Source organism: Stenotrophomonas sp. Ps181 (assembly GCF_025697425.1).
In the GTDB taxonomy this organism is placed as follows: Bacteria; Pseudomonadota; Gammaproteobacteria; order Xanthomonadales; family Xanthomonadaceae; genus Stenotrophomonas; species Stenotrophomonas sepilia.
This window is the reverse complement of sequence record NZ_JAHWBI010000006.1, coordinates 322,200-349,011: the sequence shown is the minus strand read 5'-3', so window position 1 is coordinate 349,011 and position 26,812 is coordinate 322,200. Positions and strand designations below refer to the sequence as shown.

The window sequence follows — 26,812 nt, the reverse complement described above, 5'->3', positions numbered from 1 at the left end:
TTCCTGACGGATCCTTCGCCATGTCCCAGAACACCCCTTCCCTGCGTGAGCTCGAGCACCACAATGCGTTCGTCGAGCGCCACATCGGCCCCAACGATGCCGAGATCGCGCAGATGCTCGACGTCGTCGGCCACGCGTCGCTGGATGCGATGACCGATGCCATCGTGCCGGCCAAGATCAAGTCGCCGGCACCGCTGGCGCTGCCGGAGTCGATGACCGAAGTGCAGGCACTGGCGAAGATCCGCGCGATCGCCGACAAGAACACCGTGCTGCGCAGCTTCATCGGCCAGGGCTACTACGGTACCCATACCCCGAACGTGATCCTGCGCAACATCCTGGAAAACCCGGCCTGGTACACCGCCTACACCCCGTACCAGGCCGAGATCTCGCAGGGCCGCATGGAAGCGCTGATCAACTTCCAGACCCTGTGCGCCGACCTCACCGGCATGGAAATCGCCAACGCCTCGCTGCTGGACGAAGCCACTGCCGCCGCCGAAGCGATGACGCTGGCCAAGCGTTCGGCCAAGTCGAAGTCGGACACCTTCTTCGTGCATGACGCCGTGCACCCGCAGACCCTGGAACTGCTGCGCACGCGCGCAGAACCGATGGGCATCGTGCTGCGCGTCGGCACCCCGGCCGAAGCACTGGAAGCGGAAGCCTTCGGCCTGCTGCTGCAGTACCCGGACACCTTCGGCCAGGTCGGCGACTACAAGGCGCTGGTTGATGCCGTGCACGCGCGCGGCGGCCTGGTGGCCGTGGCCACCGACCTGCTGGCACTGACCCTGCTGGCCGCCCCGGGCGAATGGGGCGCGGACATCGTGGTCGGCAACAGCCAGCGTTTCGGCGTGCCGTTCGGTTTCGGTGGCCCGCACGCCGCGTTCATGGCCTGCCGTGACGCCTACAAGCGCTCGATGCCGGGCCGCCTGATCGGTGTCTCCATCGATGCCCAGGGCAACCCGGCCTATCGCCTGACCCTGCAGACCCGCGAGCAGCACATCCGCCGCGAGAAGGCGACTTCGAACATCTGTACCGCACAGGTGCTGCTGGCGGTGATGGCCTCGATGTATGCGGTCTACCACGGTCCGGAAGGCCTGACCCGCATCGCCCGGCGCACCCACCGTCTGGCCTCGATCCTGGCTGCGGCACTGCGCAACGCCGGCGTGCAGGTCGGTGGCGACTTCTTCGACACCCTGCACATCACCGGCGTGCATGCCGATGAGATCCACGCCAAGGCACGCGCCGCCGGTTACAACCTGCGCGCGATCGACAGCGACTCGGTCGGCATCAGCCTGGACGAGACCGCCACCCGCGCCGACGTGGTCGCACTGGCCGCCGTGTTCGGCGCGCAGGCCGACGTCGACGCACTGGATGCCAGCACCGCCGACGCACTGCCGGCCGGCCTGCTGCGCCAGTCCGCGTTCCTGACCCATCCGGTGTTCAACACCCACCACAGCGAGCACGAACTGCTGCGCTACCTGCGTTCGCTGGCCGACAAGGATCTGGCGATGGACCGCACGATGATCCCGCTGGGCTCGTGCACCATGAAGCTCAACGCCACCGCCGAGATGATCCCGGTGACCTGGCCGGAGTTCTCGCAGATCCACCCGCTGGTGCCGGCCGACCAGGCGCTGGGCTACAAGGAACTGATCGACACGCTGGAAGCGATGCTGGTCGAATGCACCGGCTACGACGCGGTCAGCCTGCAGCCGAACTCCGGCGCGCAGGGCGAGTACGCCGGCCTGCTGGCGATCCGTGCCTACCACCGCTCGCGCGGCGAGGGCCATCGCGACATCTGCCTGATCCCGGATTCGGCGCACGGCACCAACCCGGCCTCGGCGCAGATGTGCGGCATGAAGGTCGTGGTGACCAAGACCGATGCCAACGGCAACGTCGACGTCGAGGACATCCGCCTCAACGCCGAGAAGTACAGCGACCGCCTGGCCGCGATCATGATGACCTACCCGTCCACGCACGGCGTGTTCGAGGAAGAGGTGGTCGAGATCTGCGAGATCATCCACAAGCACGGCGGCCAGGTGTACACCGACGGCGCCAACATGAACGCGCTGGTCGGCGTGGCCAAGCCGGGCAAGTGGGGTTCGGACGTATCGCACCTGAACCTGCACAAGACCTTCTGCATCCCGCACGGCGGTGGCGGCCCGGGCGTCGGCCCGTGCGCGGTCAAGGAGCACCTGGCCCCGTTCCTGCCGGGCAAGCTGGGTGACAACGGCCCGGTCGGCATGGTCAGCGCGGCCAGCTTCGGCAGCGCCTCGATCCTGCCGATCAGCTGGATGTACATCGCGATGATGGGCCGCGAAGGCCTGCGCAAGGCCACCCAGGTCGCGCAGCTCAACGCCAACTACATCGCCAAGCGCCTGGCCCCGCACTTCAAGACCCTGTACACCGGCCGCAACGGCCTGGTGGCGCACGAGTGCATCCTCGACGTGCGCCCGCTGGAGAAGACCAGCGGCATCGGCGCCGAGGACGTCGCCAAGCGCCTGATCGACTTCGGCTTCCACGCCCCGACCCTGAGCTTCCCGGTGGCCGGCACGCTGATGGTCGAGCCGACCGAGAGCGAGTCGCTGCACGAGCTGGACCGCTTCATCAACGCGATGATCCAGATCCGCGAGGAAATCAGCGCGATCGAAGACGGCCGCCTGGACCGCGAGGACAACCCGCTGAAGAACGCGCCGCACACCGCCACCGCGGTGACCGCCAGCGAGTGGACCCACGCCTACCCGCGTGAACTGGCCGCCTTCCCGCTGGCCAGCCTGAAGCAGAGCAAGTACTGGCCGCCGGTGGCGCGCGTGGACAACGTGTACGGCGACAAGAACGTGATGTGCGCCTGCATCCCGGTCGATGCCTACAAGGATGATGAAGTCGAGGCGTAAGCCTTCGATCCATCGAAAGTGAGAACGGCCCGCGCAAGCGGGCCGTTTTTTCAAGGGCGCGTGGACCAGGGTCCACACCCACGACAATCCGATCATGGGTCCGGCATCTGCCCCAGGCTCAGCTGCCACGACACCCCGAAGCGGTCCTGCACCCAGCCATAGCGGTTGCTGAAGTCGTAGTCGCCCACCGGCATCAACCAATGGCCCCCCTCGCCCAGCACGCGTGCCGCACGCTCGAACTGCTCGGCACCGGAACACTCGACGAACAGCGAGATCGACGGGCTGAAGGTGAAGTCGTGCACATCCAGGCTGTCGAAGCACAGGTAATGGGTGCCACCGAGCAGGAAGATCGCCTGGCGGACCTGGCCGGGCACGCCGGCGCCGGCCCCCTCGGGGTGGCGTTGCAGGGCCAGCAGGCGGAAATCGGCGAAGGCTTCGGCGTACAGGGCCAGCGCGGCCTCGGCCTGGCCGGTGAACATCAGGAAGGGACGGCTGCGCAGCATGCGGTACTCCTGGTCGACGGGCCGCTGGCGGCCCACACGATCAGGATGGCACGGCGGATGTATGCCTGCTGTAGAGCCGAGCCCGCGCTCGGCTGGCGGCCACGCGAACAGCAGCCGACCGTCGGGTCGGCTCTACAGAACATTCGGCGACCACAGCCGACCGTGGGGTCGGCTCTACAACAGCAATCAGGCCTCGCGCATGCGCCGGGCGATGGCGCTGCCGGCGGCGATCGTGGCGGTCAGCGCCACCATCGACAGGAACTGCAGGCGGGTATGCGATTCACTCAGCAGCAGGCCGAAGATCAACGCGAGGATCGCCAGTGCGCAGCAGGTCAGCCACGGGAAACCGGCCATGCGGAACGGCAGCCGGGTACCCAGGCGATCGGCGCGGCGGCGCAGTACCAGCTGCGACACCAGCGACAGCGTCCACACCAGCAGGCAGGTGGAACCGACGATGTTCAGCAGCACCGGCAGCACCTGGTCCGGGAACAGCAGTTCCATCACCGTGGCCGCAAAGCCGAACAGCACGCTGGCCAGCACGGCGATGACCGGCACCTGCCGTGGATCGGTCCAGCCCAGCACGGCCGGTGCTTCGCGGCGCTGCGCCAGCGAGTACATCATGCGCGAGGCGCCGTAGAGGTTGGCATTGAGCGCCGACAGCAGCGCGATCACCGCGATCAGGGTGATGGCGGTGCCGGCGCCCGGAATGCGCGCGATGTCCAGCACGGCGGCGAACGGCGACTTCAGTGCTTCGCTGGTCCACGGCACCACGGCGATGATCACGCTCAGCGAGCCGATGTAGAACACCAGGATGCGCCAGGCCACGGTACGGATGGCACGGGCGATGCTGCGTTCGGGATCTTCGGTTTCGGCCGCCGCAACGGCGACGATTTCGGTGCCACCGAAGGCAAAAACGACAACCAGCAGCGCCGCACCGATCCCGGCCAGGCCCTTCGGTGCGAAACCACCGTGTCCGGTGAAGTTGCTCAGGCCAGGTGAGGTCACCTGCGGCAGCCATCCCATCAACAGTGCCACGCCGATGGCAATGAAGGCCAGGATCGCCGCCACTTTCAGGATGGCGAACCAGAATTCGAACTCGCCGAAGTTCTTCACCCCGAGCAGGTTGATCGCAGTGAAGAACAGCATGAAGGCCAATGCAGCCATCGGCACCGGCACCGCCGGCCAGACCGTCGCCAGCAGCCCGGCCGCACCCACCGCTTCGGCGGCGATCACGATCACCAGCTGCACCCACCACAACCAGCCGACCGTGGCGCCAGCGGTGGCGCCCATGGCATCGGCGGCGTACACCGAGAACGCGCCGCTGGTCGGTTTGGCCGCCGCCATCTCGCCCAGTGCGTTCATCACGATGATCACCAGCGCGCCAGCGACCAGATACGAGACCAGAACCGCCGGGCCGGCCGCCTGCACGCCCACGCCCGAACCGAGGAACAGGCCGGCGCCGATGGCACTGCCCAGGCCCATCATGATCAGCTGGCGGGGCTTGAGCGAATGTCCGAGGCGGGACGGCGAAGCGGTCGGAATCGAATTGGGCATCGGCGGGGCTGGCGGCGGGCTACAGGGGCGACACCTTACCCTGTCCCATGCCCGCGGGGATAGGCACAGCGCAGCAGGCGGCTCAGGCCAGCGCCGGCTCGCCGACACTGCCACCAATGCGGGCACGGTAGGCGCGCGGCGAAAAACCGGTTTCAGCCTTGAACTTGCGGGTGAAGGCACTCTGGTCGCTGAAACCGCAGGCCTGGCCGATGCAGGCAATGCTGTCGTCGCCATGCAACAGGTGCATGGCCATCTGGATCCGCAGCCGGGTCAGCACCTGCTGCGGGGTCATCTGGAACACCTTGCGGAAACTGCGCTCCAGCTTGGACAGCGAAAAGCCGGTGATGTCCAGCAGGGTCTGCATGCGCACGTTCTCGGCGTAGTGCGCGTTGAGGTGGGCCAGGGCCAGCCGCAGCTGCTCGTACTGGGCGCCCAGGCTGTCCTTCTGGCCCAGGTCGCGGGAAATGCCGATCAGGCCCTCGATGGCGCCATCGACCAGCAGCGGGCGCTTGCAGGTCAGGCACCAGCCCGGTTCGCGGTTGGCGAACAGGTGCAGCTCCATCAGGTTCTCGATCACCTCGCCGGACAGCACGCGGGCGTCCTGGTCGACATAGTCCGCGCTGAGGCCGGTCGGGTAGATCTCGGCCGCCGTGCGCCCGATCACGTCCTTGCGCGCGCGCAGGCCCAGCCGTCGCAGCATGGTCTGGTTGACGTGGGTGTACCGCCCCTGGCGGTCCTTGATGAAGAACAGCACGTCCGGGATGGCGTCGAACAGGGCTTCGATGTCGGCGGGCTCGACTCGCATGGGGCAAGCATACCCGAGCCTGCTTTTGCCCGTGCGTTCACCTTTGCCGGACCTGGGTTTAACGGGTTCGGTTCCAGTGTCGTGGTTCCCTTGATGATCCGGAGCCCCTCATGGCCGCCAGCAAGCCGACCGGCAAGCGCGCAACCGAAAACCACCACCGCGGCAATGGCGATGAACTGCACCAGCGCGCCGACGGCAGCCACCCGGCGATGACCACCGATCAGGGCATCCCGGTGGCAGACAACCAGAACTCCCTGCGGCAGGGACCTCGAGGACCCACGCTGCTGGAAGACTTCATCCTCCGCGAGAAGATCACCCACTTCGATCACGAACGCATTCCCGAGCGCATCGTGCACGCACGTGGCAGCGCGGCACATGGCTACTTCGAGTTGACCCGGTCTCTGGCCGCCCATACCCGGGCGCGCATCCTGACCGAGGTAGGCGTGAAGACGCCCGTGTTCACCCGCTTCTCGACCGTGGCCGGTGGCGCAGGCTCGGTGGATACCCCACGCGACGTGCGCGGCTTTGCGGTCAAGTTCTATACCAAGGAGGGCAACTGGGATCTGGTCGGCAACAACATCCCGGTGTTCTTCATCCAGGACGCGATGAAGTTCCCGGACCTGGTGCACGCAGTGAAGATGGAGCCGGACCGCGCCTTCCCGCAGGCCGCTTCGGCCCATGACACCTTCTGGGACTTCATTTCGCTGATGCCCGAGTCGATGCACATGATCATGTGGGCGATGAGCGACCGCGCCATCCCGCGGTCGCTGCGGATGATCGAAGGCTTCGGTGTGCACAGCTTCCGCCTGCTGAACGAGGCGGGCGAGTCGACCTTCGTCAAATTCCACTGGCGACCGAAGCTGGGCATCCAGTCAACGGTCTGGGACGAAGCGTTGAAACTGCAATCGGCTGACAATGACTTCCATCGCCGCGACCTGTTCGAGGCCATCCAGCGCGGCGACTTTCCCGAATGGGAGCTGGCGGTGCAGCTGTTCACCGAAGAAGAAGCGGACGCATTTCCGTTCGATCATCTGGATCCGACCAAGATCATCCCTGAATCGCTGGTACCGCTGCAGGTGATCGGGCGCATGGTACTGGACCGCTGGCCCGACAACTTCTTCGCCGAGACCGAGCAGGTGGCGTTCTGCCCGGCCAACGTGCCGCCGGGCATCGACTTCAGCAACGATCCGCTGCTGCAGGGCCGGCTGTTCTCCTATCTGGACACCCAGCTGCTGCGGCTTGGCGGCCCGAACTTCCACCAGATCCCGGTGAATGCGCCGAAGTGCCCGTTCGCCAATCACCACCGCGACGGCCACATGCAGATGCAGGTGCCCAAGGGTCGCGTCGCCTATGATCCCAGCTCGCTGCAGGAGGACTCCCCGCGCGAGACGCCTGCGGGTTTCCGCAGCCACGCCAGCGCGGACGATGGCCGCAAGGGCCGCACCCGCGCCGAGAGCTTCGCCGATCACTACAGCCAGGCGCGCATGTTCTTCCGCAGCCTGGAAAAGCCGGAGCAGGCGCACCTGGTATCGGCGCTGGTCTTCGAGTTGTCCAAGGTGGAAACGCTGAAGGTGCGGGTGCGCACGGTCAGCCACCTGCGCAATATCGACGAGTCACTGGCGCAGCGCGTAGCCGATGGGCTCGCGCTGCCGGCACTGCCCGACCCCGCGCCGACCGCCACGCCGGTGCGGGACATGCCTGCCGCTCCCGAGGTGCGCGTGATCGGGCGCAACAAGCCCACCCTGCAGGGACGCAGCATCGGCATCCTGTTTGATGAGGGCTCCGACGCGCGCGTGATTGCCAACCTGAGCAAGGCCGCCCGGAAGGCAGGTGCAGATGTGAAGCTGGTCGCACCAAAAGTGGGAGGCGCCACGCTCAGTGACGGCAGCGTACAGGCCGCCGATGGGCAACTGGCCGGCACGCCATCGGCCGTGTTCGATGCGGTGGCCGTGGTGCTGAGCGTAGAGGCATCAAAGGCGTTGTCGAAAGAGAGCGCCGCCCTTGAGTTCGTCAGCCAGGCGTGGGCACACCTGAAGGCCATTGCCAGCGACGCGGGCGGCCAGGCGCTGCTGAAGGCGGCGCGGGTCGGCAACGACCCCGGCATCGTCGAAGCAGAAGACGCCAAGGCATTCCTGGCGGCGGCCGCCACCCGCCAGTGGGCGCGTGAGCCCAAGCTGCGCCTGCTGGCCTGAACACAACGACAGGAGAACCGTCATGCCCCGTGGTGACAAATCCGCATATACCGAGAAGCAGAAGCGCCAGGCCGAGCACATCGAGGAAAGCGAACGTGATCGCGGCGCGAGTGAAGGCACCGCCGAGCGCATTGCCTGGGCCACCGTGAACAAGCAGGACGGCGGCGGCAAGCGCGCCGGCAGTGCCCGCAAGGGCGCGAAGAAGGCGACCAGCAAGAAGGCTGCCAGGAAGGCGCCTGCCAGGAAGTCGGCCACAAAGAAGGCCACGACCAAGGCGACGACCGCGAAGAAGGCACCTGCGAAGAAGGCGGTGGCGAAGAAGGCACCGGCTCGCAAGACCGCGACAAAGAACGCCACAAAGAAGACGGCGAAGAAGGCTGCGGCCAAGAAGGCGGGTACGGCCGCCTCGCGGAGCGCCGCCGCAAAGAAGGCGGCGGCTACCCGTGCCCGAAAGGCAGCGACACGCAAGACCGCAGCGAAAAAGGCTGCCCGAACGCGGAGCAGAGATTGATCATCCCCGAAAACGGGGAACAGCCCGCGCCCGCATCGCAGGCGCGGGATGTGTGGCGCAGCGCCTACTCTCGCTGGGTCGGTCCCAAGCGACCCGCGCACCTTACCTCAGCGGGACGGCCCCGCCGTCACTGCGGCTGAGGGCACCGGCACGGCAGCCGCCTGCAGCGTGCGCAACGCCGCGATCGGAATGGCCTCGGTACGCCGCTGCTGCGGCCACCAGACGAACAGGAACGCGCTGCTGGAACCGAGCAGGCGCGCAGTGCCCGGCAAAGGCGCGCGGTCGCCGTTCAACTGCAGGCGGATCACTTCGCCGCTGCCAGCGTTGTGGATCTGCCCCCCGCGCACCGTCACGTAGTTCGCCGCGCCCAGCGCCATGAAGGCGGCCACGCCAGGGTCATCGTGATCAGCGGGCGCCGGCCTACGTCCTCTCATATGGAGGAGTGAAGACCGAGCGATAACGGCCGTACGGCATCGGTGACAGCGCGACTCACCTGCTCTGCCATCCAGAGACACTCGTGGCTCAGGCACACCGATGAAGGCAGTGCATGTCGCGCAGTTTGTCGTAAACGGCTATATCCCGTGCAGAGCAATCCGGAAGTCACCTGGCACTGCTGATCGCCGTCAGGGCCTCCTCGCTGGGCTCCCTCAAGGACAGATCATCGACATCCACCACCCTGTAGCTTCGCTCGGTGGTAGCGGCTACGTTGATTGACCCACTGACAGGGATAGTTGAGATGAAGAATGTGAACCGAGTTCTGGCGGCCAGCGCGCTGATGCTTGTACTGGCGGCATGCAGCAGTTCCCAGACCGCCGACAAGGGCAATTTCGGCAAGGCTATTCAGAAATATCTTGATACCAAGAACGGACTCTGCGCTGCTTTGCCCGCGCGGGAACTCCCCTTCAGACTGGCCAACGATGGCAGCTTGGGAGAGCGCGCGCGCCTGCAGGCCAACGCCTTGGTCGAGGCCGGGTTGCTGAGCCGCCAAGCATCTGAAATGAAATCGATGTTTGGCACATCGACCGTACCGGCTGGCGAGTACGCGCTTACTTCCAAAGGAAAGAAGTTCCTCGTAGAAGGCGGCGCAGAAACAATTGCAGGTCAAGCAGCGTTCTGCACCGGCAAGTTCAGGGTGACAGAGGTGGACACCTTTACCGAGCCCAGCGAGATGATGGGCGTGAAATTGTCTCAGGTGAACTTCCGCTACAAGGTCGAAGATGCGGACAGCTGGGCCAGATCGAAAGAGGTCCAGGCCAGCTACCGTAACCTAGCGGATCAAGCCAAGGACGAAATCGATGGCAAAGCGACGCTCGTGCTGACCAACGACGGCTGGATGCACGAGCGCTTGTTCAAGCGCTGAGGGCTTCTCGGTCGGCACGGCACTTTGCCGTGCCGACGCGGTGACGGTCAGGCCGCGCGCGCCACCACGGCGCGGGCTGCACCGTCCTGCTCGATCTGGAACACCGCCACCGACGTGGTCAGCGCATGCGCCTGTTCTTCCAGCGCGCGGCTCGCCGCAGTGGCTTCTTCCACAAGCGCGGCGTTCTGCTGGGTCACCTGGTCCATCTGCACCACCACCTGGTTGACCTGCTCGATGCCGGCGGCCTGCTCCTTGCTGGCCGCTGCGATGTCGCTCATCAGCTGGGTGGTACGCGAACTCGCCTGGGCCACGCGTGCGATCGCGGCTTCGGATTCAACAGTCACCGCCAGGCCACTCTTCACCTTGGCAGCAGCGTCTTCGATCAGTTCCTTGATCTCCTTGGCGGCGACACCGGCACGCTGCGCGAGCGTGCGCACTTCGCTGGCGACCACGGCGAAGCCACGACCCTGTTCGCCTGCACGCGCGGCTTCCACTGCAGCATTCAGCGCCAGGATGTTGGTCTGGAACGCGATGCCGTCGATCACCGTGGAGATTTCCGAGATGCGTGCCGAGGACTGATCGATCTCGCCCATCACCGAGGCCATCTGCGCCATCGCCTGCTCGGTCTCGCGTACGGCGGCACCGGCGGCATGCGCTTCGCTGTCAGCCTGACGCGCCAGTTCGGCGTTCTGGCGTACGGTGGAGGTCAGCTCCTCCATCGACGCGGCCGCTTCTTCCAGATTCGCGGCCTGCTGCTCGGTGCGGCGCGACAGGTCATTGTTGCCGGCGGCCAGTTCCTGGGCCGCGTTGTTGATGCTGTCGGCAGCCACCTGGATGCCGCGGACAATGCCGGTCAGCTGCGCGGTGGTGGTGTTGGCATCGTCGCGCATGCGCGCAAACACGCCTTCGTACTCGCCATCCATGCGTGCGGTCAGGTCGCCATGCGAGATCGCGCGCAGCACGTCGGAAACATCGGCGATGCTGGCCTGCGAACTGGCCATCATGCCGTTGAGGTGCTCGACCATCGTCTTGAACTGGTACTGGAACGCAGCGGCATCGCCACGCTTGCTGAAATCGCCGGCGCGTGCGGCGCGGGCCAGTTCATCGATCTGCGCGTTGATTGCCATCAGGCTCTGCTTCACCGCCGCCAGGGTGCGGGTCAGCGTGCCCTTCTCGCCCGGGTAGTCCGGCAGGTCGCGGCTGAGGTCACCCATGGCGTAGCGCTGCATCACCTCGGCCATCAGCAGTTCCACCTGCACGTGCGATTCGACCAGGCTGTTGGTGGCCTGCACCATGCGACCGAAATCACCGGGGAACGCGCTGGCGTCCATGCGATAGCGGATCGCACCGGCCTCGTGCTGCTCGGCCATCTGCAGCTGCGCGCCGATCGCCGCCTGCACACTCTGGCGGACACTGGCCATCGCCTCACCCAGCTGGGTCAGCTCGTCGCGGCCACCGAGGCGGAACTCCTGGTCCAGCTGTCCCTTGGACAGGCGCTCGGCCAGGTTCACCGCGCGCGCCAGCGGACCGGTCAGGCTGCGGCCGATCATCACCGAGGCACCGATGCCGACCAGCAGTGCAACGCCGCCCAGCACCAGCAGCTGCAGCAGGCTGCGCTCGCCCAGGCGGATGGCCTCGGCGGCAGCCTCACGGCTTTCCTTCTCCTCGAAGTCCACGCCGTCCGACAGCGCCTTGTTCCAGCCGTTGGCCGCGTCCTGCACCGGGCCCAGGGTCAGCGCCACGGCACCCGGATAATCGCCCTGCTCCATCAGCTCGCTGGTCTGCTTGTTGAGCGGGCGCGCGATGGCACGCTTGGCCGCGATGGTTTCCGCGATGGCCTTGCCCTCCGCATCGCCTGGCAGTGCCTGGTAGGCGGTCCAGCTGGCCTCATAGCGCTTGACCAGATCGGCAATGCGCTTCTCATCGCTGCCGCGGTCTTCGCCCTGGCGGATCAGCATCTCGCGCCGTACCACCATCATCTGGTTGTTGGCGTCGAGCATCTGCGACAACAGGCGCACCTTGGCCACGCTGACGTCGACCACCTGCTGCATCGCGCGCTTCTGCACGACACTGGCGGTGGCGCCGGTGGCCACCACGGCGGCAACCAGCAGCAGCAACAGGCCAAAGCCCAGCCCAAGACGCCAGGCAACCCTGACGTTCCTCAAGTAGTTCATGGGGGTATCCAAAACGGGGGGATGTGGCCTTATCGGCGGCCCGTGATGGGTCTTGATCCGCAAATTCTGAATGCTTCGGGCCTGGTTCACGTTTGAATGGTCATTGCCACCGACGAATGCGCAACATTCCCGCTGGCGGTCTGATCACTCAGTTGTTGTCGTTATGCTAGGCCGCCGCTGATCTGCACCATGCCAGACCACGGCCACTCCTGCCATCGTACAAGGACGACCATGAGGCATTATCTCAGCGCACTTCCGCTCCTGCTTGCGGGTATGACAAGTCCACATGTCGTGCACGCCCAGGACACATACACCGGAAGCAACTTCAAATTCCTCTATGCCTACAACATCATCGGCAATGATGACCCTACCATTCGCTCCCAGCTGACCGAGCTACACAAGGCCGGCGCGAACGTGATTCCCGTAGCTGGATGGAATACGGGTGAACTCAGCTCCCGTTTACAAGCGCTGCGGCGGGACCCGCTGTTGTCCAGATTCAAAGTGCTACTCCAGTTCAACGGGCCCAGTCACGACGCTTGGTACGCAGATCCCGGCAGTGCCTGTTCTCCTGGCAACGAGCGACTACCAGACTGGCTTCAACAGGAGCTTGACGCTCTTGCTGCACTTGCCATGCAGAACACAGATATCGTAGTCGGTTACTACACCTTTGATGAGCCAGCTCTTCCACAGACACCGCAGAACCTCGGCATCTGCAAGCGCTTTCAGGAACTGGTCTACGAAAGACTCCGGCGCGCGGATCCCGATGCATCCGCGCGCCCGGTGATTGTCGCCAATCTGATGGGCACGTTGAGCGATGCCCAGATCCAGTACGCGATGAGCCCAAAGGCGCAGGATGTCGTCTTCGTTGACCAGTATCAGAACACCGTCAGCGAACAGGTCGCTCAATACCAGAAATGGAAGGGGCACGGATTGCTGGGAGGCGGAATGGTTCCCGTCCTTCCTGCTTTCAACTACACCAGTTGCAATGACCCCGGACTGCGATCCAGCTTCCGAGCGAAACTCGAAGCTGCATTGCAGACCGTATATGGAGCGGATCGCCCCCGCAATCTGGGCAGCGCCTACTTTGCATTCTGGCCGGGTGCACGCCCTGATTTTCAGTTCGACGGGCAGAACTGCCCTGTGATCCTCAATTCCATGATTGATGACCTCACGCATCAGCCAGACCTGCAGATCACGCGGATCGAAACGATTCCGAGCCAGTTCAAGGCCGGGGAGCCGGTCCGTTTCCGCGCGACCATTCGGAATGCCGGCAATGCTCCATCACCCATGAATCACCACAGTGTCCTTGTCCATGAGGAGGGGCGGTGTTTCGACGGAGGATGCCAATGGGGAATTCTGACCACCAGTCTGGCCCCGGGTCAGCAGGCCACCATAGATCTGAACCAGGGACCCAGCTGGACACCTTCGGCAGGGCTGCATGCGATGACCGTGTTCGCTGATGACGCGGACCGCATCAAGGAACTCGACGAACACAACAACGAGTTGACCCGGGAAATCATGGTGGGGGATCTGCCCGATCTGCAGCCATACCTGATCGAGACGATTCCAGCCAGTTTCAAGCCAGGCGATGCAGTGACATTCCGCACGGCGGTAACCAACCGCGGATCAATGCCCGCATCTGCGGGTTGGCTCGGAGCGGTCTATCTGGTAAACGGCGCGTGCCCAGCCAGTGGCTGCCCCTGGAGTGGCCTGACAACGGCCTTGGCGCCGGGTGAATCCGTATGGTTGAGTCCCGCAGGCCCCGTTTGGCCAGCCGCGGGTGGTCAGCAACAGATCACCTCCATTGTTGACGACCAAGGGCTGATCCAGGAATCGAATGAGGGCAACAACCAGCTGGCTCGAATCATCCAGGTCTCGGACAAGCCCGACCTTCGGATCACCAGCGCCCGTTCGCAGCCGCTGCGTCCGAAATCCGGCGATGCAACCTCGTTCACCGCCACCATCGAGAATGTCGGCTCGGTCGCCGCCAGCGCGCCCTGGATTGGGCTGATGGCCATGAAGAACGGGCAGTGTTTCATTGAAGGTTGCGTATGGGGCGGGCTCCAGAACTACACCCTGGCACCCGGCGCCAGCGTCAATGTCAGGACTTACAACGACGTCTGGCGCTCGACCCGAGGGGTGCACTCCATCCAGCTGCTGGTTGACGATCAGAACACCGTGAGCGAGTCGCGGGAGGACAATAACAGCATCGACATCATGGTTACTGTGGATTGAACATCAGGGCAGGCGACGACGGAACCGTGGTCGCCTGCCCTCGTTGCTTCCATGTGCAGACGCAGCCCCACAAGGGATGGTCACGTTGGCACCACTCATCCCGGCGTCAGATTCTTTTCACATCAGTCCTGCATTGCGCACAGGCATGGTAGTTCCGTAAATGCCGGAGATGCCCATGCGTGTACCCCATCTTGTACTGTTCGTCCTGTCGCTACTGATATCGCCCGCCTTCGCGCAGTCCCCTGCGCCCGCGCTGCCCGCCCCCATTGCCGAGAAGGCCGGGCCGGACACCGCAGCACGCTCCGCCCTGCACGCCCAGGTGCTGCTGGATCGAGCAAATTTCTCGCCCGGACAGATCGACGGCGAAGTGGGCAGCAACCAGCGGCGCGCGGTGTCGGGTTTCCAGACGGCGCACGGCCTGACCGTCACCGGTGAACTGGACGACGCGACCTGGAAGGCTCTACAGGCCGATACGATCACGCCGCTGGCCAGCTACACGCTGACTGCCGAGGATGTTGCCGGTCCGTTCCAGGTCACACCGAAAGGGCCCGCCGCCCAGGCCAAGCTGAAATCGCTGGGCTACGGCAGTGTGGAGGAAGCTCTGGGAGAGCGCTTCCACGCATCCCCTGAGCTGTTGAAGCGGCTCAATCCCGGCGTGGATCTGAGCAAGGCGGGCAATCGCATCCAGGTGCCAAATATCGCACCATCGCCGCTGCCGAAGGCGGCCAAGGTGGTCGTCGACAAGTCCGATTCCACCCTGCAGTTGCTGGATGCGCAGGGCAAGGTGACCGCGCAGGTGCCTGTCTCATCCGGCAGCCAGCATGATCCACTGCCGATCGGCGAATGGAAGATCCTGGGCGTTTACCGCGACCCGCCGTTCCACTACAACCCCAAGCTGTTCTGGGATGCACGCAAGGGCGAAAAGAAGGCGACGCTGCCGCCGGGCCCGAACAATCCGGTCGGCCGGGTCTGGATCGACCTGTCCAAGCCACACTACGGCCTGCATGGCACGCCCGAGCCCGGGCATGTCGGCAAGACCGAGTCACATGGCTGCGTGCGCATGACCAACTGGGATGCACTGCGCGTGGCCGACGCAGTAGACACCTCGGTACCCGTGCTGATGCAGGAGTGAGCCGATGCGTCTTTCGCAGCTGATCGTGCTGGGTGTTCTGCTGGGACTGGGGGCCGGCTGGTGGCTGCACCGCGATGCAGGCGAGCCGGTAGCCGCCTCGCTGCCGGAAGCGCCATCGACGGTGGCCGCCGCGCCGGTGACGGAACCGGTAGCGCCGGGCGCAACAGCCCCACCCGCTTCCAACGCGCCGCCGGCCGCGCAGGCTCCGGATGCACCGCCCGGGTTACTGCTGCCGGTGCAGGGCATCCTGCCCTCGCAGCTGCGCGATACCTTCACCGATGCACGCAGCGAGGGCCGCGTACACGATGCCATCGACATCATGGCCGATGCCGGTACGCCGGTGCTGGCGGCGGCCGATGGCACGGTGGAGAAACTGTTCGACAGTGAGCGCGGCGGGCTGACGATCTACCAGTTCGAGCCCAGCGGGCGCTGGTGCTACTACTACGCGCACCTGCAACGCTACGCCGATGGCCTGGCCGAGAAGCAGGTGATCAGGCGCGGGGATGTGATCGGCTACGTCGGCAGCACCGGCAATGCCAGCGCCGAGGCCCCACACCTGCACTTCGAGGTGCATGTGCTGGGGCCGGAAAAGCAGTGGTGGAAGGGACAGTCGATCAATCCCTATCCCTTGCTGAAGTCGGCGGCACCGATGCCCGGCGCTGCCAGCGCCGCAACGCCAAAGTAATGACAGCCAACGCAGCCCCTGGAATCAGCAGGAACAGGGCCGCCATCTTCCAGAAGAAGAACGGCCACAGCCAGAGGTAATCCAGGTCGGTCAGCTTCAGCAGATCCAGCGGTGGCTGCAGCTCGATGTCTGCCGGATGCCCCGCCAGCGCCGGGCCCACCTTGAGCACGGTTACCCGCAACCATGAGCGGCCGCGTGGCAATGCGTCGCTGCGGCCATAGCCGAAGCAGGACGCCATTCTGCGTCCGCGAGCCAGGGCCAGCACAAGTACCAGGCAGGCGATGCACCACAGGCTCCACGACATCCACAGGGGGACCCGCATTACCGTCTCACCTTTCACGCTGACATCCTGGTCATCGCGTCGCTCCCCCGCTGGCCCTGCCCACACGGCAACGAAAAAGCCCCGCTTTCGCGGGGCTTTTCTTCCAGCGGTGCTAGGCATGGCCCAGCGCTACCGGTTTCTCGCTCAGGCAAACGGATCCTGCAGCACCATGGTGTGGTCGCGGTCCGGGCCGGTGGAGACGATGCTGATCGGGCAGCCGGCCAGCTCTTCCAGCGAACGCAGGTAGGCGCGTGCGGCCGGCGGCAGGTCGTCCCACTGGGTGATGCCGTGGGTGTTCTCGCTCCAGCCCGGGAACTCCAGGTACACCGGGGTGCATTCTTCCCAGCCCTGCGCGTCCAGCGGCGCGTACTCGGTGCGCTTGCCGTTGTATTCGTAGGCGATGCAGACCTTCAGCTTTTCCATGCCGTCGAGCACGTCCAGCTTGGTGATGCACAGGCCGCTGATGCCGTTGATGGCCACGGCGCGCTTCAGCGCGACGATGTCCATCCAGCCGCAACGACGCGGACGGCCGGTCGACGCACCGTACTCGGCGCCGCGGTCACGGATGCCCTGGCCGACTTCGTCGTCCAGTTCGGTCGGGAACGGGCCGCCGCCGACGCGGGTGGCGTAGGCCTTGGCGATGCCCAGCACGTAGTCGATCGAATCGGCGCCGACGCCGGAACCGGCCAGCGCACCACCGACGGTGGTGTTGGAGCTGGTGACGTACGGATAGGTGCCGTGGTCGATGTCCAGCAGCGCACCCTGCGCGCCTTCAAACAGCACGCGCTTACCCTGCTTGCGCAGGTCGTGCAGGATGCCGGCCACGTCGGACTTCATCGGCTGGACGTATTCGCCGAACGCCAGCGCTTCGTCGAAGGTCTTCTGGAAGTCGACCGCATCGGTGTTCAGATACTTGGTCAGTACGAAGTTGTGGTAATCCAGCGCGGTGCGCAGCAGTTCTTCCAGCTGTTTCGGGTAATGCAGGTCGGCGATGCGGATGCCGCGACGCGCCACCTTGTCTTCGTACGCCGGGCCGATGCCACGACCGGTGGTGCCGATCGCCTTGCCACCGGCAGCGCGCTCGCGCGCCTGGTCCAGGGCGATGTGGTACGGCATGATCAGCGGCGCGGCCGGGGAGATCTTCAGGCGCGAACGCACTTCCACGCCGGAGGCTTCCAGCTCGGCGATTTCCTTCTGCAGCGCGGCCGGCGAGATCACCACGCCGTTGCCGATCAGGCACAGCGCGTCGTCACGCAGGATGCCCGACGGGATCAGGTGCAGGACGGTCTTCTTGCCGTTGATGACCAGGGTGTGGCCGGCGTTGTGGCCGCCCTGGAAGCGCACGACAGCGCCGATTTCCTCAGTGAGCAGATCGACGATCTTGCCCTTGCCTTCATCGCCCCACTGGGCACCCAACACTACGACAGACTGACCCATGACGGGCTCCTCGATTTGTTGCGGCCATCGGGGCCGCGGACGGGTAAACCGTGGCGGGGCTGGCCAGCACCTGGAGGGCGGCTCCAAACGGGGAGCGGCCGGCGATGGAAGGCCCAGACACGGAAAAAGCCGAACGGGGAGGCCCGTCCGGCTTTTGTGCATTATCCGGGTTTCCGGGGTCCGGTGCCACCTTTTCGACCGGCGGCTTCACCGGCCGGTCAGCCGCCCCGCCCGGTCGTGCCGGCCGGTCAGGCCCCGCCCGGTAGTGCCGGCCGCTGGCCGGCAATCCCAGGATGCCGGCCAGCGGCCGGCACTACCCTGCTAGTGGCGGGCCCACCACAGCAGGCTCAGGCCGGCCAGCAGCACCAGCCCGCCGAAGCTGCGCAGGACCGGGCTGGGCAGGTCCAGCAGGCGCTCGGCCATGCGCTTCCAGGCGAACGGCGCCACGAACAGGAACAGGCCTTCCAGCACCGCAACCAGGCAGACGGCGGCGAACAGATCTTTCATGGGGCACTCCGGAAAAAGCACGGGGCCCGGCGTCTGGCCGGGCCCCGTGGGGTAGTGCCCTGCGACCTCAGCGGTCGTTCTTCAGGTACTGCAGGAACGGGTCGTTCTTGTCGAGCACGATCACGCCATTGCCGTCGGTCATGGAGCCACGGTAGGCCTCCAGGCTGCGGTAGAAGGCGTAGAACGACGGATCAGCCGAGCCGGCCTTGCCGTAGATGCGGGCCGCCTCGGCATCGCCTTCACCGCGCAGGCGCTGTGCATCACGCTCGGCCTCGGCGATCAGCACGGTGCTGTCGCGGTCGGCCTGGGCACGGATGGTCAGCGACTGCTCCTCGCCCTCTGCACGCAGCTTGGCCGCTTCCTGCTTGCGCTGGGCGCGCATGCGCTCGTACACATCGTTGATCACCTGGCTGTCGGTCGGCAGGTCCACCTGCTTGATGCGCAGGTCGATCATCTGCATTCCGAGGCCGGCCACCGCCTCGTTGATCCCCTTCAGCTGCTCGGCGATCAGCTCGCTGCGGTCGCCGGACACCAGCTGCTGCAGGGTGCGCGAGTTGATCTGGTTGCGCAGCGAGTCGGTGATGATCGGCGCCAGGCGGGCGTTGGCCACACGCGGGTCGCCGCCGGTGGCGCGGAAGTAGTCACCTACGTTGGAGATGTAGCCGATGGCGAAGAAGTCGACGCTGACGTCCTTCTGCTCGGCGGTGAAGTAGCGCGCAGGCGCGGTGTCGAGCACCTGGAAGCGGCGGTCGAAGACCTTCACCGTTTCCACCACCGGCACCTTGAAGTGCAGGCCCGGCTTGATGTCCGAACGCACCACCTTGCCCAGATTCAGCACCATGGCGGTCTGGTCCTCACGGACCACGTACACCGAGCCGAGCAGGCCCAGCACCACCGCCACGATCACGGCGATCCAGATAGGACTCTTCATCGGCTGCCCTCCTCACGGCCGCTCGGTCGCCCGGTCGGGCGGCCCACCGGCCGGCCCGGATCACGGGAAGCTTCCACCGCTGCACCCGGCAGCGATGGCATCACCACGTCCGGGTTCGCCACTGCGGCCGGGGCCGAGGTGGTGGGACGGGTATCGCCGGTCATCGGCACGTAGATCAGCTGGCGGCCATCGCCGCCGATCACCTTGCGGTTCTCGCTCAGCACCTGCTGCACGGTTTCCAGCCACAGGCGCTTGCGGGTCACTTCCGGGGCGTCCTTGTACTGGGCCTGCAACAGGCTGAAGCGCTGCGCGTCACCCTCGGCCTTGGACACCGCGGCCTGCTTGTAGCCTTCGGCGGTGGTACGGGCGCGCGAGGCCTGGCCTCGGGCTTCCGGCACGACCTTGGCAGCGTAGGCCTGGGCTTCGTTGATCAGGCGCTCCTTGACCTGCTGGGCACCGTTGACCTCGTCGAAGGCCGGCTTCACTTCTTCCGGCGGACGGGCGTCCTGCAGGGTCAGGCCGGTCACGGTCAGGCCGGTCTTGAACGCCTTCAGCAGCGCCTGCAGGCGCTCCTCGGCCGCCACGGCCAGCGGGCCACGATTGTTCAGTACAGCGTTGAGGTCGGCACGGCCGACTTCCTCGCGCACCGCGCTCTGCGCCGACTGCTCCAGCACCTGGTCCGCATCGACAGTGCCGAACAGGTACTGCTGCGGGTCGTCGATGCGGTACTGGACGTTCAGCGAGACGTTGACGATGTTCTCGTCGCGGGTCAGCACCGGCACCTGGATCGAGAACGTCTTGATCTCGGTGGCGTTGACCTTGGTGACCGATTCAATCGGCCACGGCAGCTTGAAGTTCGGACCGGGCTGCAGGATGCGCGAGAACTGGCCGAAGCGCAGGACCACGCCACGCTGCTGTTCACCGATCAGCTGGAAGCTGGAGAACAGCACCAGCAGCACCACGGCCGCCACCACCCAACGCACGATGCCGCCGTCGAACAGGTCCTTCAGCGGCCCGGGCAATCCGCCCCAGCCACCACCATTGCCACCGCCGCGCGACCCGAACGGCCCGCGTCGATTGTCCTCGGGGCCTTGTCCGCCCTTGTTGCCGCCGGGTGTATTCCAGGCCATGCACGCTCCATCAAGATGTGGGCTGCGGCGCGGGCCCTTCCCGCGGCGCCAGCCGTGAAACCATTACCGATCATACAAGATGGGGCGGATCGGCAGGATCGAAAGGGGGGCAACGGGGTAAGGTGGCGTTTTCCTCGAAGTCAGGCAATGCCGATGGCCCCCACCACCCCGTTCACCGCCTTCCGCATCGAAAACGACGACGCCGGTTACCGCAGCGGCCTGGCCCAGCTCAAGGTCGAAGACCTCAGCCCCGGCCAGGTTCTGATCCGCGCCAACTGGTCCTCGGTCAACTACAAGGACGCCCTGGCCGGCACCGGCAAGGGAAAGATCCTGCGCCGCTTCCCGCTGGTCGGCGGCATCGACGTGGCCGGCACCGTGGTCGCCAGCACCGATCCGGAATGGCGTGAAGGCGACGCGGTGCTGGCCACCGGCTGCGGCCTCAGCGAGACCCGCGACGGCGGCTACAGCCAGTACGTGCGGCTGGAATCGCGTGCGGTGATCGCCCAGCCGGCCGGGCTGAGCCCACGCGAGGCGATGGTGCTGGGCACCGCCGGATTCACCGCGGCGTTGGCGCTGCTGCGCATGCAGGACAACCGGCAGAGCCCGGAGCTTGGACCGCTGGCGGTCACCGGCGCCAGTGGCGGCGTCGGCGCGCTGGCACTGTCGATCTTCAGCCGCGCCGGCTATACGGTGCATGCGATCAGCGGCAAACCCGACCAGACCGGTTTCCTGCACGCCATCGGCGCCACCGAGGTGCTGCCGCGTGAGGCCCTGGCCGACACCGGCCCACTGCAATCGGCGCGTTTCGGTGGGGGCCTGGACAATGCCGGCGGCGCCATGCTCGCCAGCCTGCTGGCGCAGACCGCGCCCTACGGCAGCGTGGTCAGTGCCGGCCTGGCGGCCAGCCCGACGCTGGACATGACGGTGATGCCGTTCATCCTGCGTGGTGTGTCGCTGCTGGGCGTGTCCTCGGCCAATGCGCCACGCGGGCTGCGCGAGGAAGTCTGGGCGCGGCTGGGCAACGAATGGAAACCACAGCACCTGGACCGCATCTGTACCGCCGAGGTCGGCCTTGATGGCCTGCCGGCCGTGTTCGAGCGGATGCTGGAGGGCGGATCGCTGGGTCGCACCGTGGTGCGGATCGACTGAACGTCGCAGGCAGGCGACGGACGGCAGATGCGCCCCTCCCGCCGGTAATGAGCCCGCACTACACTGCGGGCATTACATGGGGAACAACATGGCACGCATTCTGATCGTCGACGACTCACCGTCGCAGCTGTTGGGGATACAGCGCATCGTCGAGAAGCTCGGGCACCAGATCCTGACCGCCACCGATGGCGCGGCCGGGGTCGAAACCGCCAAGGCCGAGCTGCCCGACCTGGTCCTGATGGACGTGGTGATGCCCAATCTCAACGGCTTCCAGGCCACCCGCACCCTCGCCCGCGACGAGGCAACCCGGCATATTCCAGTGATCCTGGTGACCACCAAGGACCAGGACACCGACCGCATGTGGGGCATGCGCCAGGGCGCCAAGGCCTACATCACCAAGCCGTTCTCGGAAGACGAGCTGTCCGAAGTGCTGGAGCGGGTGTTCGCCGGACAGGGCTGAGACGCACGCGGTAGTGCCGGCCGCTGGCCGGCAATGATGTGTGATTGCCGGCCAGCGGCCGGCACTACCGGAAGGCGTGCTCAGATCGTCTCGCCAAACGCCTTGGCCAGGTTCCGATAGGCCTTCTTCTGCGCCTCGTCGGTCGCGGCCGGGGCCACGATCTCGATCTCGACGATCTGGTCGCCATCCGGATTGCCCGGCAGGCCACGGCCGCGCAGGCGCAGCTTGCGCCCGGCATCGGAGTCGGCCGGGATCTTCAGTTCCACCGCGCCGCCCAGGGTCGGCACGCTGATGCTGGTACCCAGCGCGGCCTGCCACGGCGTGACCGGCAAGGTGTAGAGGATGTTGCGGCCATCGACCTCGAACTGCGGGTGTGCGGCGTACTCCACTTCCAGCAGCAGGTTGCCGCCATGGTTGCCCTGCCCCGCCAGGCGGATCACCTGGCCCGGACGGATGCCCTTGGGCACGCGCACGTCCAGCTGCTTGCCGTTGACGGTGATGCGCAGGCTGTCGCCGCTGTAGGCCGCTTCCAGCGGGACCGACAGCTTGGCGCGGGTGTCGCGGTTGGGGGCATGGCCCTGGCTGCTGAACCCCGGGCCAGGGCCGGCACCGCCGCGCTGGCGCGCGAACAGGCTTTCGAAGAAGTCGCTGAAGCCGCCGTTGGCGCCACCACCGCCGAACACTTCCTCGAAATTGAAACCACCGGCGCCGCCGTAGTTCGGCGGCACGTTGAATTCCTCGCCCGGGCGATAGCCCTGCGCGCGCAGCTGGTCGTAGGCCGCGCGCTTTTCCGGGTCGCGCAGCGCCTCGTAGGCCTCGTTGACCGCCTTGAACTTGTCTTCCGCCCCGGCCTCCTTGCTGACGTCCGGGTGGTACTTGCGTGCCAGCCGGCGGTAGGCGGTCTTGATCTCCGCCTCGCCCGCGCTCGGTTCCACCCCCAGGGTGGCGTAGTAATCCTTGAATTCCATCCAGCTACCTCGATCTGCTTCGGCCGCGCCGGTGGCGCCGCCCTGGGTTCATTCTACGCGCCGGCGATGCTACGCCGCCCCTCGTGCGGCCCCGGTGAGGCCGACTGATCCTGCGCAATGCGGTTGCCATCGCCCTGCCCCAGGCTATGGCTGGAAGCCCGCTCCGCAAAGCCTGAAGATGGGGCCTGCACGCCGGTTTTCCAATGTCTTGACGTCCCTGTCCCATCCGGCCCACTACGCTGCCCCAGCAAGGAGTTCCCCCATGACCATCCATGTCGGCGACCGCATTCCGGAAGTGACCCTCAAGCGCATCCGCGAGGGCATTGAAACGCTCGATACGCATTCGCTGTTCGACGCGCGCAAGGTGGTGCTGTTCGCCGTGCCCGGCGCGTTCACGCCGACGTGCTCGGCGCGCCACCTGCCCGGCTACGTCGAGAAATTCGAGGCCTTCCGCCAGCGCGGCATCGATGTCTACTGCATGGCCGTCAACGACCCGTTCGTGATGAAGGCCTGGGCCGCCGACCAGCACGTGCCCGACGGCCTGCTGATGCTGTCCGACGGCAATGCCGAACTGACCCGCGCGCTCGGCCTGGAGCTCGACGCCAGTGCCTCGGGCATGGGCATCCGCTCGCGCCGTTTCGCCCTGTACGTGGTCGACGGCGTGGTCCGCGCCGCCTGGGTTGAGCAGCCCGGTCAATTCGAAGTGTCTTCGGCCGACTACGTGCTGGAGCACCTGCCCACCTGATCTCCCACCGCAAGAGGAAACGGCCAGCCATGTCCAGCAAGCCAGCCAATGCCCCCAAGCCCGCCGCGCAGATTCCCGGCATCAGCGAGCGCACGGCCCTGCGCGAGCGCGCCCGGCGCAACATCGAGGATGGTGCGATCACCGACAGCTACAGCGCCGACCGCAAGGTGGTGATCAAGCTGCTCAACGACGCACTGGCCACCGAGTACGTGTGCGTGCTGCGCTACTACCGGCACTACTTCATGGCCAAGGGCATGCTGGCCGACGCGGTGAAAGCCGAATTCCTTGAACATGCACAGCAGGAACAGGCGCATGCCGGCAAGCTGGCCGAGCGCATCGTGCAGCTCGGCGGCGAGCCCGACTTCAACCCGGATACGCTGACCGCGCGCTCGCATGCCGAATACAAGGAAGGCAGCGATCTGCGCGACATGGTCCGCGAGAACCTGGTGGCCGAACGCATCGCCATCGACAGCTACCGCGAGATGATCAACTTCATCGGCGACCGCGATACCACCACCAAGCGCATCCTCGAAGAGATCCTGGCGCAGGAAGAGGAACACGCCGACGAGTTCGCCGATCTGCTGGATGGATGGATCGGGGAATAGCGGCCCCGCATAAGCCTTGGTAGATGCCCACCTTGGTGGGCAATCCTTCCTGCCTGTGCCAACCAAGGTTGGCACCCGCCGAAGCGGAGCGATGTCATCCCGCCGCGCATGGCCCGGTACCTACCGGAGGACAGTGAACCGTACCTGCGTCCACGCGCCGTCCGCGGCCAAGGCGGTCAGGGTATGCGCCCCGGGATCAGCGAACTCGCGCTGCATCAACTGCGCGCCGTGGGTCTGCGCGATCCAGCGGCCGTCCAGCAACCAGTCCACCGCCTGCTCGCTGCCCAGCGCGCGCAGCTGCAGGCGCACGCCGTGTTCCGAATTCGGCGCGCGCGCCAGCGTGGCGCCGTCATTGAGCCCATCCACATGCAGCGCGACGCTGGCCTCGCGCCCGTCGTCGCGGCAGTCCGGCGACAGCCCCGGCAACTGCGAGGCCTCGCGCGTGGCCTTGGGCAGCCACGGTGACAGCAACGCCGGCCAGCGCGCGATCTCGCGGGCGACTTCCTCATGCGGCAGGCGGCAGTCGGCAGACACGCGCAGTCCGCTGCGGGCATCGGCCAGGTAACGTTGACGCCCCGGCTGCCAGCGCCGCGCCTCGCGCTCCGGGAAGGTCGGCGGTGTTGCGCCATCGAGCAGGTAGGCTGGCATCCTGCGCTGGCACAGTGCCGCCGGCAGCCCCTCGGCACGTTCGCCAGTGGGCCAGCAGATGTCTTCCTGGCTGACACTGGCCGGCATCGGCGCGGCCGCCGAATCACCACGCTGGCGCGGCAGGCTGTCCACCACTTCGAACATCAGCGGCAGCGCGGTGACCGCGCCGTACTGGCCCGGCAACGGCGTACCGTCCGGCCGGCCCACCCACACGCCCACCGTGTAGTGGCGGGTACTGCCGATCGCCCACGCATCGCGGTACCCGTAACTGGTGCCGGTCTTCCACGCCACGCGCGGGCGGCCACCGACATCGAACGTCCCGGCGCTGTATCCCGGTCGCGGGTTTGATTCGAGCATCTCGCGCACGATCCAGCTGGCGCCCGGCGAGGCCAGGCGCCGCTCGATCATGGGCTCGTCGTCGGTGTAACGCACGCGGCCGGCGATACCGCTCCGGTTGAGCGCGGCGAAGGCGCCGACCAGGTCTTCCAGGCGCGCGCCGGTGCCGCCCAGGATCAGCGACAGGTTGGGCGTACTGCCCGGCGGGAAGCGCAGCTGGATGCCCGCGTGCGACAGCCGGGCAGCGAAGCGCGCGGCGCCGACCCGCTGCAGCAGGTCCACCGACGGTACGTTGAGCGACAGCCGCAATGCGCTGGAGGCACCGATGGGCCCATTGAAGGCCATGTCGAAGTTGCCGGGGCGGTAGCTGCCGAAACTCTGCGGTGCATCGACCAGCAGGCTTTCCGAATGGATCAGGCCATCGTCCAGCGCCATCGCATACAGGAACGGCTTGAGCGTGGATCCTGGCGAACGCCAGGCCTGCACCATGTCCACGTGACCCAGCCGCCGGCGGTCGCCGAAGGACAATGTGCCGACATAGGCGCGTGCCTGCAGGGTCCGGTTGTCGACCACCAGCAGGGCCGCCGAGGTACGCTCGGGCAGCGTCGAGAAATAGCTGGCCACGCGCTCTTCCAGCGTGCGCTGCAGGCCGATGTCGATGCTGCTCTGGATGCGTGCCTGGCCCGGATGCGCCGCGTGCAGGCGCTGCGCCAGCAGCGCGGCATGAAGGGGCGGCCGCAGCGAGCGCGCCACCACGTTCTCGATGCGCGCATCCTCCACTTCCTCCGGTGTCCACGCGCCCAGCTCGGCCATGCGTGACAGCACCTTGTCGCGCGCCTTCTGCGCAGCTTCCGGATGGCGGTCCGGGCGCAGCCGGCTCGGTGCCTGTGGCAGCACCGCCAGCAGCGCAGCCTCGGCATGCGACAGCTGCGCCGCCGGCTTGCCCAGATAGGCCCAGCTGGCCGCTTCCACGCCTTCGATGGTGCCGCCGTAGGGTGCACGCTCCAGGTACAGGGCCAGGATCTGCTGCTTGCTCAGGTGCACCTCAAGCTGCACCGCACGCAGCATCTGTTTCAGCTTGCCCCACGGGGTGCGTGAGTGCGGATCGAGAATGCGCGCGACCTGCATGGTCAGGGTCGAGCCACCGGACACGATGCGGCCGCCGCGCAGCAGCTGGCCGCTGGCACGCAGGATCGCCAGCGGGTTGATGCCCGGGTGGCGCCAGAACCAGCGGTCTTCAAACGTCAGCAACGCCTGCAGGTACAGCGGCGAGACGCTGTCGATCGAGGCCGGATACCGCCACACGCCTTCGGCATCGGCGAACGCACGCAACGGCGTACCGTCGGCAGCCACCACCAGGGTGCTGGTATCACGCTGCTTCGGCAGCGGCGGCGGGAAGGCGAGATCCAGCACCAGCAGCAGCGCCAGCGTAGCGGCCATGCCCCAGCGCAGCCACGGCCACAGCGGCCGCCACCGGCGGCGCAGGGCCGCCAGCCGGGTCGTCATCGTGTTCTTCATCGCAGGTTGCCAGCAGG

The 26,812-nt window shown here is 66.4% G+C and carries 23 protein-coding genes; 11 read left to right on the top strand and 12 right to left on the bottom strand.

All coding sequences use genetic code 11. The annotated features are described in order from the left end of the window. Positions 1-20 precede the first annotated feature (20 nt). Positions 21-2,888: an aminomethyl-transferring glycine dehydrogenase gene (gene gcvP, locus KXV01_RS15920; RefSeq protein WP_049411804.1), complete on the top strand. Its 2,868-nt coding sequence runs from the start codon at positions 21-23 to the stop codon at positions 2,886-2,888. Between the two features lie 92 nt (positions 2,889-2,980). On the opposite strand, the gene KXV01_RS15915 is transcribed toward gcvP, so the two are convergent. The 3 genes from KXV01_RS15915 to KXV01_RS15905 all read right to left on the bottom strand — a co-directional run bounded on the left by KXV01_RS15915 (position 2,981) and on the right by KXV01_RS15905 (position 5,750). Beyond that, positions 2,981-3,391, bottom strand: a complete 411-nt coding sequence (locus tag KXV01_RS15915; protein ID WP_005418291.1) for a VOC family protein — start codon at positions 3,389-3,391, stop codon at positions 2,981-2,983. A 186-nt stretch (positions 3,392-3,577) separates the two neighbouring features. After that, positions 3,578-4,945, bottom strand: coding sequence for an amino acid permease (locus tag KXV01_RS15910; protein WP_049441357.1), 1,368 nt, complete (start codon positions 4,943-4,945; stop codon positions 3,578-3,580). Between the two features lie 82 nt (positions 4,946-5,027). Further along, complete coding sequence (locus KXV01_RS15905; RefSeq protein ID WP_049411796.1) at positions 5,028-5,750, bottom strand: AraC family transcriptional regulator; 723 nt, start codon at positions 5,748-5,750, stop codon at positions 5,028-5,030. Between the two features lie 110 nt (positions 5,751-5,860). Here KXV01_RS15905 and KXV01_RS15900 point away from each other — a divergent pair, with 110 nt between their 5' ends. Both KXV01_RS15900 and KXV01_RS15895 read left to right on the top strand, forming a co-directional pair. Continuing rightward, positions 5,861-7,942, top strand: coding sequence for a catalase (locus KXV01_RS15900; RefSeq protein ID WP_263467915.1), 2,082 nt, complete (start codon positions 5,861-5,863; stop codon positions 7,940-7,942). A gap of 22 nt (positions 7,943-7,964) precedes the next feature. Then, positions 7,965-8,453, top strand: a complete 489-nt coding sequence (locus tag KXV01_RS15895) for a hypothetical protein (protein ID WP_049441362.1) — start codon at positions 7,965-7,967, stop codon at positions 8,451-8,453. Positions 8,454-8,560: 107 nt separating this feature from the next. On the opposite strand, the gene KXV01_RS15890 is transcribed toward KXV01_RS15895, so the two are convergent. After that, positions 8,561-8,842 carry a hypothetical protein gene (locus tag KXV01_RS15890; protein ID WP_053090838.1) on the bottom strand — a complete coding sequence of 94 codons (282 nt, stop codon included), beginning with the start codon at positions 8,840-8,842 and terminating at the stop codon, positions 8,561-8,563. Positions 8,843-9,189: 347 nt separating this feature from the next. On the opposite strand from KXV01_RS15890, the gene KXV01_RS15885 reads away from it, so the two are divergent. Then, the gene (locus KXV01_RS15885; protein WP_049411787.1) at positions 9,190-9,813 is read left to right on the top strand and encodes a hypothetical protein; all 624 of its coding nucleotides are present in this window, start codon (positions 9,190-9,192) and stop codon (positions 9,811-9,813) included. Between the two features lie 47 nt (positions 9,814-9,860). Here the strand turns inward: KXV01_RS15885 and KXV01_RS15880 are convergent, their stop codons facing one another. Further along, on the bottom strand, positions 9,861-11,987 hold the full coding sequence (locus KXV01_RS15880) for a methyl-accepting chemotaxis protein (RefSeq protein ID WP_049411785.1): 2,127 nt from the start codon (positions 11,985-11,987) through the stop codon (positions 9,861-9,863). A 231-nt stretch (positions 11,988-12,218) separates the two neighbouring features. Between KXV01_RS15880 and KXV01_RS15875 the strand changes: the two genes are divergently transcribed. From KXV01_RS15875 to KXV01_RS15865, 3 genes are all read left to right on the top strand, one after another. After that, positions 12,219-14,222: a CARDB domain-containing protein gene (locus KXV01_RS15875; RefSeq protein WP_263467914.1), complete on the top strand. Its 2,004-nt coding sequence runs from the start codon at positions 12,219-12,221 to the stop codon at positions 14,220-14,222. 169 nt (positions 14,223-14,391) lie between these two features. After that, the gene (locus tag KXV01_RS15870) at positions 14,392-15,354 is read left to right on the top strand and encodes a L,D-transpeptidase (protein ID WP_263467921.1); all 963 of its coding nucleotides are present in this window, start codon (positions 14,392-14,394) and stop codon (positions 15,352-15,354) included. A 4-nt stretch (positions 15,355-15,358) separates the two neighbouring features. After that, positions 15,359-16,039, top strand: coding sequence for a M23 family metallopeptidase (locus KXV01_RS15865; RefSeq protein ID WP_134709677.1), 681 nt, complete (start codon positions 15,359-15,361; stop codon positions 16,037-16,039). Here KXV01_RS15865 and KXV01_RS15860 read toward each other — a convergent pair. From KXV01_RS15860 to hflK, 5 genes are all read right to left on the bottom strand, one after another. Beyond that, on the bottom strand, positions 15,969-16,379 hold the full coding sequence (locus KXV01_RS15860) for a hypothetical protein (RefSeq protein ID WP_263467913.1): 411 nt from the start codon (positions 16,377-16,379) through the stop codon (positions 15,969-15,971). The genes KXV01_RS15865 and KXV01_RS15860 overlap by 71 nt on opposite strands. Positions 16,380-16,505: 126 nt before the next feature. After that, entirely contained in the window at positions 16,506-17,798 is a 1,293-nt protein-coding gene (locus KXV01_RS15855; RefSeq protein WP_014648029.1) for an adenylosuccinate synthase, read from the bottom strand. Between the two features lie 321 nt (positions 17,799-18,119). Continuing rightward, positions 18,120-18,305: a DUF2065 family protein gene (locus KXV01_RS15850; RefSeq protein ID WP_049435338.1), complete on the bottom strand. Its 186-nt coding sequence runs from the start codon at positions 18,303-18,305 to the stop codon at positions 18,120-18,122. Positions 18,306-18,372: 67 nt separating this feature from the next. Continuing rightward, positions 18,373-19,236 (bottom strand): protease modulator HflC, encoded by an 864-nt coding sequence (locus KXV01_RS15845; protein WP_019660037.1) that lies wholly within the window; start codon positions 19,234-19,236, stop codon positions 18,373-18,375. Beyond that, positions 19,233-20,366: an FtsH protease activity modulator HflK gene (gene hflK, locus KXV01_RS15840; protein ID WP_049413452.1), complete on the bottom strand. Its 1,134-nt coding sequence runs from the start codon at positions 20,364-20,366 to the stop codon at positions 19,233-19,235. The genes KXV01_RS15845 and hflK overlap by 4 nt, the downstream gene beginning before the upstream one ends. A gap of 153 nt (positions 20,367-20,519) precedes the next feature. Between hflK and KXV01_RS15835 the strand changes: the two genes are divergently transcribed. Beyond that, complete coding sequence (locus KXV01_RS15835; protein WP_049413450.1) at positions 20,520-21,515, top strand: YhdH/YhfP family quinone oxidoreductase; 996 nt, start codon at positions 20,520-20,522, stop codon at positions 21,513-21,515. An 88-nt stretch (positions 21,516-21,603) separates the two neighbouring features. Beyond that, the gene (gene pilH, locus KXV01_RS15830) at positions 21,604-21,975 is read left to right on the top strand and encodes a twitching motility response regulator PilH (protein ID WP_005410644.1); all 372 of its coding nucleotides are present in this window, start codon (positions 21,604-21,606) and stop codon (positions 21,973-21,975) included. 80 nt (positions 21,976-22,055) lie between these two features. Here pilH and KXV01_RS15825 read toward each other — a convergent pair whose 3' ends face one another. Beyond that, positions 22,056-22,943, bottom strand: a complete 888-nt coding sequence (locus KXV01_RS15825) for a DnaJ C-terminal domain-containing protein (RefSeq protein WP_005418339.1) — start codon at positions 22,941-22,943, stop codon at positions 22,056-22,058. Between the two features lie 262 nt (positions 22,944-23,205). Between KXV01_RS15825 and KXV01_RS15820 the strand changes: the two genes are divergently transcribed. Both KXV01_RS15820 and KXV01_RS15815 read left to right on the top strand, forming a co-directional pair. Further along, complete coding sequence (locus KXV01_RS15820) at positions 23,206-23,688, top strand: peroxiredoxin (protein WP_049413449.1); 483 nt, start codon at positions 23,206-23,208, stop codon at positions 23,686-23,688. A 29-nt stretch (positions 23,689-23,717) separates the two neighbouring features. Beyond that, positions 23,718-24,293: a ferritin-like domain-containing protein gene (locus tag KXV01_RS15815; protein WP_099494750.1), complete on the top strand. Its 576-nt coding sequence runs from the start codon at positions 23,718-23,720 to the stop codon at positions 24,291-24,293. 120 nt (positions 24,294-24,413) lie between these two features. Here KXV01_RS15815 and pbpC read toward each other — a convergent pair whose 3' ends face one another. Continuing rightward, on the bottom strand, positions 24,414-26,795 hold the full coding sequence (pbpC, locus tag KXV01_RS15810) for a penicillin-binding protein 1C (RefSeq protein WP_263467912.1): 2,382 nt from the start codon (positions 26,793-26,795) through the stop codon (positions 24,414-24,416). Positions 26,796-26,812 lie beyond the last annotated feature (17 nt).